The organism is Promineifilum sp. (SeqCode), assembly GCF_041918635.1.
Lineage (GTDB): Bacteria > Chloroflexota > Anaerolineae > Promineifilales > Promineifilaceae > Promineifilum.
In genome coordinates, this window is sequence record NZ_JAYRVJ010000447.1 from 1 (window position 1) to 2,071 (window position 2,071).

The following is a 2,071-nucleotide window of genomic DNA, read 5'->3' on the forward strand; positions in this document are numbered from 1 at the left end:
ACCACTTGACTGAAAAGACCGGCCTCGTCATCAAGTCCCAGAGCGGCTTCTTCACCGTCCAGCCTGACGACGGCGGGGAGCCTATTGTCAGCCAGATCCGCGGCCGGCTGAAGCAGGAACGCCAGCGCACTGACCTGGTGGCCGTCGGCGACCGGGTGACGGTCAAACTCAACGCCGACGGAACCGGCTCCATCCAGTCCGTCGCCGAACGCCATTCGGCCCTCTCGCGCACGCGCACCGCCTCCGACCAGCGCAACGTCCAGACCGAGCGGGAGCAGGTGCTCGTCGCCAACCCCGACCAGGTCGTCTTCGTCTTCTCCGTCCACAACCCCGAGTTCAGCCCGCGCAAGCTGGATCGCTTCCTGGTGGTGGCCGAGATGAACCATCTGCCGGCCATCATCTGCGCCAACAAGACCGATCTGGTCGGTCCCGAAGCGGCGCGGGCGATGTTCGATATGTACGAGGCCATCGGCTACCCCGTGATCTACACCAGCGTGATCAGCGGCGAGGGGATCGAGGCGCTGCGCGAGACGCTGCGCGGCAAAATATCGGTGCTGGCCGGGTCGTCCGGCGTGGGCAAGTCGAGCCTGCTGAACGCCATTCAGGAGGGCCTTGGCCTGCGCGTCAAGCAGGTCAGCGAGGCCACGGGCAAGGGGCTGCACACGACACGCCACGTGGAACTGATCCCACTGGACATCGGCGGCTACGTGGCTGACACACCGGGCATCCGCAGCCTGGCCCTGTTCGACCTGGAGCCGACCGAGGTAGACGCCTACTTCCGGGAGATTGGGCCGCTGGTGTCGCAGTGCCAGTTCAGCGACTGCACCCACACCCATGAGCCGAAGTGCGCCGTGCGGGCCGCCGTGGAAGACGGCCGCGTGTCGCCGGAGCGGTATGATAGTTATTTGCGGTTGAGGGAAGAGCAGCAAGAACTAGAAGAGAAGAAGTATTAATTCGGTGGATGCCAACCTGCTGTGACCCATAACTGCCGTGCATGTAGCATGAGCGTATTGTTCATTTGTAATTATTCGGCTGTTACTCGTCCTTCTGCGGTCAGGCCAATGACATACAAGCCGTCACTTGACCAAACAAAGTGATCTTGCCACTTATCCTTGCGCGGATTAAATAGCGTGACAACGGTATCAGTGTCAGCATCATAACCGTCCACTTGTACTCCCTTGTACCTATTACAGCGGGGGCAAGACAAGCACAAATTGTTTTCTTTCGTTTTGCCGCCAACGGAAATCGGCATAATGTGTTCTATTTCAAGGGGCATGCCGAGTATGAGTTCCTGCGACTGGCAATACTCACAGCGATAGCCGGCGCGTTTGGCGACCAACCGGCGAGTCTTCACAGGAATGTAGCTCACTATTCAGATAAAACAGCTGGGTTGGATAAGTCGTAACCGCGTGACTGAAGAATAACAGCTGCCTGCGCCCGGCGGAGAACAGTCCGATCATAGGCAGCTAGTAGCGCTTCACGACGCGACTCCTCAGCGGTCCCAAGTGGCTGTATTTTGGCGTTCAATCGCGCCAGTTCCTTTTGTTCCTCTATTGTTAGCGAGGAGCGTGCGACAAGCCACAGCACATCGTCTGACAAGCTGTGAAACGCTTCGAGTTCGGCCTCGACTTCAGGCGGTAGTGGAGGCAAGTTATCCCACCGTTCGAGGATCAGCTCGCGAACAAGGTCGCGCACCGGTCGATTCTGTCGATTGGCCTCTTCCCTAAGTCGTTCCGCCACTGAAACGGGAAGCTCGACAGTGATAGGAGTACTTGCTATTGCCATTTGTGTATGATCGTAACACAAGAGGTAGACAGGTACAATGGGCTATATTTATCTGAGGTGCTGCGGCCCAAAGTTATCCGGCAACAACCCTCGCATCGTCGTCTCCCGCACCTTCCCCTCTCCATCCACTATCCACACCGCCGCATCCCCATCGGGCGCGACGAACTCCATGAGTACCTGCCGGCACGCGCCGCAGGGGGTCACGCCGTTATCGGTGCAGACGGCCAGGGCGATGATGCGCCGCGCACCCTCAGTCACCATCCGGCCGACGGCGTTGCGCTCGGCG

At 59.2% G+C, this 2,071-nt stretch carries 4 protein-coding genes; 1 reads left to right on the forward strand and 3 read right to left on the reverse strand.

Annotated features, from left to right (window positions below; translation table 11 throughout):
• The first annotated feature begins 5 nt into the window (after positions 1-5).
• On the forward strand, positions 6-953 hold the full coding sequence (gene rsgA, locus ACE3UY_RS13735; protein WP_374688080.1) for a ribosome small subunit-dependent GTPase A: 948 nt from the start codon (positions 6-8) through the stop codon (positions 951-953).
• 71 nt (positions 954-1,024) lie between these two features.
• Here the strand turns inward: rsgA and ACE3UY_RS13740 are convergent, their stop codons facing one another.
• The 3 genes from ACE3UY_RS13740 to ACE3UY_RS13750 all read right to left on the reverse strand — a co-directional run.
• Entirely contained in the window at positions 1,025-1,339 is a 315-nt protein-coding gene (locus ACE3UY_RS13740) for an HNH endonuclease (protein ID WP_374688077.1), read from the reverse strand.
• Between the two features lie 29 nt (positions 1,340-1,368).
• A complete protein-coding gene (locus tag ACE3UY_RS13745; RefSeq protein ID WP_374688078.1) occupies positions 1,369-1,785 on the reverse strand; it encodes a ribbon-helix-helix protein, CopG family in 417 nt (138 codons plus the stop codon).
• 48 nt (positions 1,786-1,833) lie between these two features.
• Positions 1,834-2,071 (reverse strand): cytidine deaminase (locus ACE3UY_RS13750; RefSeq protein ID WP_374688079.1); only part of this gene is annotated, 238 nt, incomplete at its 5' end.